The organism is Streptomyces sp. NPDC088747 (assembly GCF_044751025.1).
Lineage (GTDB): Bacteria > Actinomycetota > Actinomycetes > Streptomycetales > Streptomycetaceae > Streptomyces.
This window is the reverse complement of the sequence record NZ_JBIVKZ010000009.1, coordinates 362,485-368,877: the sequence shown is the minus strand read 5'-3', so window position 1 is coordinate 368,877 and position 6,393 is coordinate 362,485. Positions and strand designations below refer to the sequence as shown.

The window sequence follows — 6,393 nt, the reverse complement described above, 5'->3', positions numbered from 1 at the left end:
AAACGCCCGGTTACATTCCGAACCCGGAAGCTAAGCCTCATAGCGCCGATGGTACTGCAGGGGGGACCCTGTGGGAGAGTAGGACGCCGCCGAACAAATCTTAGAGAGCTGGTCCCCGAACTTCGGTTCGGGGACCAGCTCTTTTTTGTTTTGCGTCACTTGCAGTTCACGTTGCGCGACCACCATCCGAAGCATGGGTACTGCCGCAATGCTCAGGGCCGCAGGTGTCGGAGCCGGTGACGAGGTCATCGTGCCGGCGTTCGGGAACGTCGAGGTCGCCGAGGCCGTCACCCAGGCCGGTGCGACCGTCGTCTTCGCCGACATCGACCCCACGACGTACTGCCTCGACGCCGACGCCGTCGAGTCCGTGGTGACTCCGCGGACGGCGGCCCTCGTCGCCGTGCACCGCTTCGGGCGGTCGGCGGACATCGCACGCCTCCTGGAGGTCGGGCAGCGGCGCGGACTCCTCGTGCTGGAGCAGGGGGAGTCCGAGGCGCCGTACGACGAGATCGCGCAGCGCAGGACCCGGGCCGCGTACCTCGACGCGCGGCTGCGTGGGGTGCGGACGCCGGACGGGGGCGCCGGGCACACGTACCAGCAGTACGTCGTGCGGGTGCCGGGCAATGGCCGGCCGGATCGTGACGCCTTCGCCCGGGCCGTGCGGGCCAGGGGAGTTGAGTGCTGGGTGCCGGTGAAGACGCCCGTGCACCGTATGGCGGGGTTCCGTCGGGACGTACGGCTTCCGGTGACCGAGCTGGCCGCGGACGACACTCTCGCGCTGCCCGTGGACGGGGAGTTGACCAAGCGGGAGATGCAACGAATCGTCTCCGCGTGCAATGCGCTCGGTGGGCTGCTTCAGCCCGCTTCCTGACCGACGGCTGATTGGCCGGGACTTGTTGGGCGCATCCCTCGGTTCGGGGTATGATCTATCTCGTTGCCGCGAGGGAAACCTCGAAAAGGCGACCGGCCCCCCTAGCTCAGTCGGTAGAGCGTCTCCATGGTAAGGAGAAGGTCAACGGTTCGATTCCGTTGGGGGGCTCCAGCGAAAAGGCCTCCGCCCTTACGGGCGGGGGCCTTTGTCGTGTTCGGGAGCCGGGCCTCAGTCCTTCTGGAGGCCGGGAACTCGCATCGCCAGAATCGCCATGTCGTCGGACGGGGCGTCGGAGGCGAAGCGCTCCACCGCGCGCATGATCCGGGCGGCCACCGCCCCCGCCGTGAGCCCAGTGCAGGTGGTGAGGACGTCCGTGAGACCGTCGTCGCCGAGCATGCGGGTGCCCTCGCGGCGTTCGGTGACGCCGTCCGTGACGCAGAGGAGGACGTCGCCCGGATCGAGGGTGACGGTCTGCTCGTACAGCTCCAGGTCGTCCATGACGCCGAGGAGGGGCTGCGGGTCGGCGGCCGGTTCGACCGTGCCGTCCTGGCGCAGGCGGAGCGGAAGCGGGTGGCCGGCGCAGACCACCTTCAGGAGCGCCGAGCCGTCCTCCTGGGGCCACAACTCGCCGTACAGGAGCGTGAGGAAGCGGCTGCGGGCACCCTCGTCGAGAATCGCGGAGTTCAGCCGCTCCAGGACAGCGGGGCCGGTGAATCCCTCGCGGGCCAGCAGCCTGAGCGCGTGCCGGGCCAGGCCGGTCACCGCCGCCGCCTCCGGGCCCGTACCGCATACGTCGCCGATGGCGAAGCCGTACGCGCCGTCGCGGATCGGGAAGAGGTCGTAGAAGTCGCCGCCGACTTCGTTGCCCTCGCCGGCCGCTCGGTAGATGACCTCGACCTCGACGCCGTCGATGTGGGGGAGTTCCGGGGGGAGGAGGCTGCGCTGGAGGGACTGGCTGATGGCCATGCGCTCCGAGTACAGGCGGGCGTTGTCGAGGGCCAGGGCGGCCCTGCGGCTCAAGTCCTCGGCGAGTTCCAGGATTTCCTGACGGAAGTGTTCGTCGGACGGCTTGCCCAGCGTCAGCATGCCGATGACGCGGTTGCGCGCCACCAGGGGGAGGACGACCGTCTCGCCGCCGACCGCGGCCGCTGTGGCGAGAGTTGAGCCGATTCCCGAGCTGAGTGTCGCGCGTTCGCTCAGACTGCGCACGGAATTGCGCAGGGCCTCGTCGTGGGCCGCCTCCGCGGGGGCGGCCCAGATGCGCGCGCCGGGAGTCGGGACCGGGTCCGGCGGGTCGATCTTGGAGAGCAACGCCTTGAGGCCGTCGATGCGTTCCTCGTCCTCGTGCAGGACGTAGGAGAGATACGGATCCGACGCCTGGTCGGCGATCGTGTAGACGGCGCACCAGGTGGCCAGGGTCGGGACCGTCATCTGGGCCATGAGGGCCAGTGTCTGGTCACGGTCCAGGGTGCCGGCGAGGAGGTCGGAGGCCTCCACGAGGAAGGACAGCGAGCCGCGGCGCAGACGCTCAAGCTCCCCCAGGCGGGCGGATTCCACGGCCAGCGCGATGCGGTCGGCGGCGAACTGGAGGCGCAGGGCCTCCTCGTTGGAGTATCTGCCCGGTCCCTCGGCGGCGACGCCGAGGGAGCCGGTGAGGCGGCCCTCGACCTTCAGCGGGACGGTGACGACCGAGCGCATGCCGGTGCCGCTGAGGAGCGGGACGGCGCCGGGGACGACCGTCAGGTCCTCGTGGACGGCCGGCATGCGGGCCGAGCCGTACCGCCCGGGGCCCGCCTCGACGGGGACGCGGGCGAAGCGCTGGCGGGCGGAGGGGAGGCCCGTCGAGGCCCGTACCTCCAACTCCGTCTCGTCGTCGGTCGCCAGGAGCAGGAAGGCGGAGTCGCCGTCGAGCATGTCGCGGGCGCGCTCCACCGTGCGCTGGAGGAGGCCGTCCAGGTCGTCGGGGGCCGGGGAACCGATGAAGACCTCGAAGGGGTCGGAGGCCTGGCCCTCGGAGCTGGTGGTCGTGTCGGTGGCCGAGACACGCAACGGGGTCTGGAGGACGGCGCGTTCGTGGTCGCGTACGAGCAGGCAGACCGTGGAGGGTTCGCCGCCTGTGTCGCGGACCCGCAGGTGCGAGGCGTAGACGGGAGTCACCCGGCCGTTGGCCCCGCGGATGCCGTACGTGCCCTCCCAGCGCGAGAGTTGGAGGGCCTCGACGATTCCGGTACTGGTGCCCGGGGTGTGCGGCCAGGCGGCGAGGTCGGTGAGCGGCTTGCCGATGACCAGCTCGGCGGAGTAGCCGAAGAGATCCTCCGCGTCCTCGTTCCAGGCGTTGATCGCGCCGGTCCGGTCGATCTGGACGACCGCGACCCGTACCCGGCCGTCGGCGAGCGGGAGGAGGGCGGCCGGCAGGGCCGGGCCCGCGGTGCGGGTGCCCACCGGGCGCTCGGGGAGTTCGAGCTGGAACCAGACCTGCTTCTGCGTGGGGGTGTACTCGACGCCCCAGCGGCCCGCCAGGGCGGCGCAGAGCTGGAGGCCGCGGCCGCCCTCGCTGTCGGGGTTGCCCATGTTGATGGCCGTGGCCTGGAGTGGAATTTCCCGTTCCGGGTAGCGATCCGCCACCTCGATGCGTACGCCGTCGTCGCTGCGCAGACACAGGACGTCCGCGGAGGTGCCCGCATGTACGACGGCATTGGTGACGAGTTCGCTGGTGAGGACCACGGCGTCGTCGACGATGTCGGCGAAGCCCCAGCCCTGGAGGGTGTCACGGACGAAGGAGCGGGCGGTCGCGACCGATCGTCCCACGGGCTCGAAACTGGCGGCCGCGCGCGCGGTGATCACAGAACTCCTTGTCCGGTTGTCGGCATGCGGGGCTCCATGGCCGCCCCGCTCCTGCCGGGGCAGAGCGTTCTTCCCCGTCGGCCGGGGATCCTGGGGCGATCCCCCAGGGTGCAGTCCGGTGGTCATGGTGCGGCGCCCCTCCGATGCCTGCCCGCTCGTGCTCGTGCCACCGCCCAGGCCGAACGGGACCGGCACGGCTGGACAGCCGCATGCAAGGTTACTTACCTTCGCCGTCCATGCGGATGCAGGTTGCACTGTTTCCGCCCGGAGGGTGTGCGGACGGTGTGCGAAGCTGCCGAACTGTTATGGCCGGGTTCAGGCATGGTGAAACACTGGGCAGGCTCCTGGTGAAGGTACTGGCAGGCTGAGTGCCTGCGAGTACGCGAAGCAGTAGTAACGGAGCAGTAGTACCCGAGTACGCCGAGCAGTAATGGTCGACCCTTGTGGGAGGGACGCAGTGGAGTCTGGCGCAGCGACGCGGAGCACTGAGACGCGCGCGAAAGGCGGACGGTCCCGTAGCAACCCGCGCCCACCGAGCAACGGCACCACCGAAGTGGACACGGCTGCCCTGAACCGGCTGATGGCAGCCCTGGTGTCGATGCGGGACGGCAACTTCCGCAAGCGGCTCACGGTCTCCGGCGACGGCGTGATGTCCGAGATCTCGGCGGTCTTCAACGAGGTGGCCGACCGGAATCTGCACCTCACGGGCGAGTTGTCCCGGGTGCGGCGGGTGGTCGGACGTGAGGGAAAACTCACGGAACGGCTGGCGGCCGGGGCCTCTGAGGGTTCCTGGGCCGCCGCGATCGACGCCTCGAACGCGCTCGTCGACGATCTCGTACGTCCTGTCTCCGAGGTCGGGCGGGTGCTCTCGGCGGTCGCTGAGGGCGATCTGTCGCCGCGGATGGACCTGCGGGTGCAGGCCGCGGACGGGAACGGGCATCCGCTGCGCGGTGAGTTCCTCAAGGTCGGCCGCACGGTCAACAACCTGGTCGACCAGCTCTCCACGTTCACCGATGAGGTCACGCGGGTGGCCAGCGAGGTGGGCACCGAGGGCAAGCTGGGCGGACAGGCCCGGGTGCGCGGTATGTCCGGTTCGTGGAAGGACCTCACGGACTCGGTCAACACCATGGCGTACCGGCTGACGGCTCAGGTGCGTGACATCGCTCTCGTGACAACGGCGGTCGCCAAGGGTGACTTGTCCCGGAAGGTCACGGTTCACGTGGCCGGCGAGATGCTGGAGCTGAAGAACACCGTCAACACGATGGTCGACCAGCTGTCGTCCTTCTCCTCCGAGGTGACGCGAGTCGCGCGCGAGGTGGGTACGGAGGGCGAGCTCGGCGGCCAGGCCAAGGTGCCGGGTGTGGCGGGTGTGTGGAAGGACCTCACCGATTCGGTGAACCTCATGGCCGGCAACCTCACGGCCCAGGTGCGCGGGATCGCCCAGGTGACGACGGCGGTCGCCAGCGGCGACCTGTCGCAGAAGGTGACGGTTTCGGCACGCGGTGAGGTCGCGCAGCTCGCCGAGACCATCAACCAGATGACCGCGACGCTGCGGACGTTCGCCGACGAGGTCACCCGCGTGGCCAACGAGGTCGGCGGCGAGGGGCAGCTCGGCGGGCAGGCGAACGTGCCGGGCGCGGCGGGGACGTGGAAGGACCTGACGGACTCCGTCAATACGGTCTTCCGGAACCTGACGACCCAGGTGCGCGACATCGCCGCGGTGACGACGGCGGTGGCCAACGGCGACCTGTCGCAGAAGGTCAGCGTCGAGGTCGCCGGCGAGATGCTGGAGCTGAAGAACACCGTCAACACGATGGTCGACCAGCTGTCGTCGTTCGGTGCCGAGGTCACCCGGGTGGCCCGGGAGATCGGTGTCGAGGGTGAACTGGGCGGACAGGCGCAGGTGCCCGGCGCGGCCGGCACCTGGAAGGACCTGACGGACTCCGTCAACACCGCCTTCCGGAACCTGACCGGCCAGGTCCGCAACATCGCGCAGGTGACGACGGCCGTGGCCAACGGTGACCTGTCGCAGAAGGTCACCGTCGACGTCTCCGGCGAGATGCTCCAGCTGAAGAACACCGTCAACACGATGGTGGACCAGCTGTCGTCCTTCGCCGACCAGGTCACGCGGATGGCCCGGGACGTGGGCACGGAGGGCCGCCTCGGCGGTCAGGCCCGCGTGGACGGCGTATCCGGTACGTGGAAGGAACTCACGGACTCCGTCAACTTCATGGCGGGGAACCTGACCTCGCAGGTACGGCAGATCGCTCAGGTCACGACCGCTGTCGCCCGGGGTGACCTGTCCCAGAAGATCGACGTGGACGCGCGCGGCGAGATCCTGGAGCTGAAGAACACCATCAACACGATGGTCGACCAGCTCTCCGCCTTCGCGGACCAGGTGACGCGGGTCGCGCGTGACGTGGGTACGGAGGGGCGGCTCGGCGGGCAGGCGCAGGTGCCCGGGGTCGCCGGTGTGTGGCGTGACCTGACGGACTCCGTGAACGGCATGGCGGGCAACCTCACCGCCCAGGTGCGCAACATCGCGCAGGTCGCGACGGCGGTGGCCCGGGGTGACCTGTCGCAGAAGATCGACGTGGACGCGCGCGGCGAGATCCTGGAGCTGAAGAACACCCTCAACACGATGGTCGACCAGCTCTCGAACTTCGCGGAGCAGGTGA

The 6,393-nt window shown here is 69.6% G+C and carries 3 protein-coding genes, 1 tRNA gene and 1 rRNA gene; 4 read left to right on the top strand and 1 reads right to left on the bottom strand.

Annotated features, from left to right (window positions below; translation table 11 throughout):
• From rrf to ACIP79_RS23120, 3 genes are all read left to right on the top strand, one after another.
• Nucleotides 1-95, top strand: a 5S ribosomal RNA gene (gene rrf, locus ACIP79_RS23130); the annotation flags it as partial.
• Between the two features lie 113 nt (nucleotides 96-208).
• A complete protein-coding gene (locus tag ACIP79_RS23125; RefSeq protein ID WP_401226287.1) occupies nucleotides 209-871 on the top strand; it encodes a DegT/DnrJ/EryC1/StrS family aminotransferase in 663 nt (220 codons plus the stop codon).
• A gap of 95 nt (nucleotides 872-966) precedes the next feature.
• Nucleotides 967-1,042: transfer RNA gene (locus tag ACIP79_RS23120), tRNA-Thr, on the top strand.
• Between the two features lie 57 nt (nucleotides 1,043-1,099).
• On the opposite strand, the gene ACIP79_RS23115 is transcribed toward ACIP79_RS23120, so the two are convergent.
• Nucleotides 1,100-3,841 (bottom strand): SpoIIE family protein phosphatase, encoded by a 2,742-nt coding sequence (locus tag ACIP79_RS23115; RefSeq protein WP_401226250.1) that lies wholly within the window; start codon nucleotides 3,839-3,841, stop codon nucleotides 1,100-1,102.
• Between the two features lie 331 nt (nucleotides 3,842-4,172).
• On the opposite strand from ACIP79_RS23115, the gene ACIP79_RS23110 reads away from it, so the two are divergent.
• Nucleotides 4,173-6,393, top strand: a 2,221-nt coding sequence (locus tag ACIP79_RS23110) for a HAMP domain-containing protein (RefSeq protein ID WP_401226247.1), incomplete at its 3' end; no start/stop codon positions are given.

What these genes read in the sequence shown, in the direction of transcription:
- ACIP79_RS23115 (WP_401226250.1), bottom strand. Translation starts at nt 3,841, where the DNA reads ATGACCACCGGACTGCACCCTGGGGGATCGCCCCAGGATCCCCGGCCG.
- ACIP79_RS23125 (WP_401226287.1), top strand. Translation starts at nt 209, where the DNA reads ATGCTCAGGGCCGCAGGTGTCGGAGCCGGTGACGAGGTCATCGTGCCG.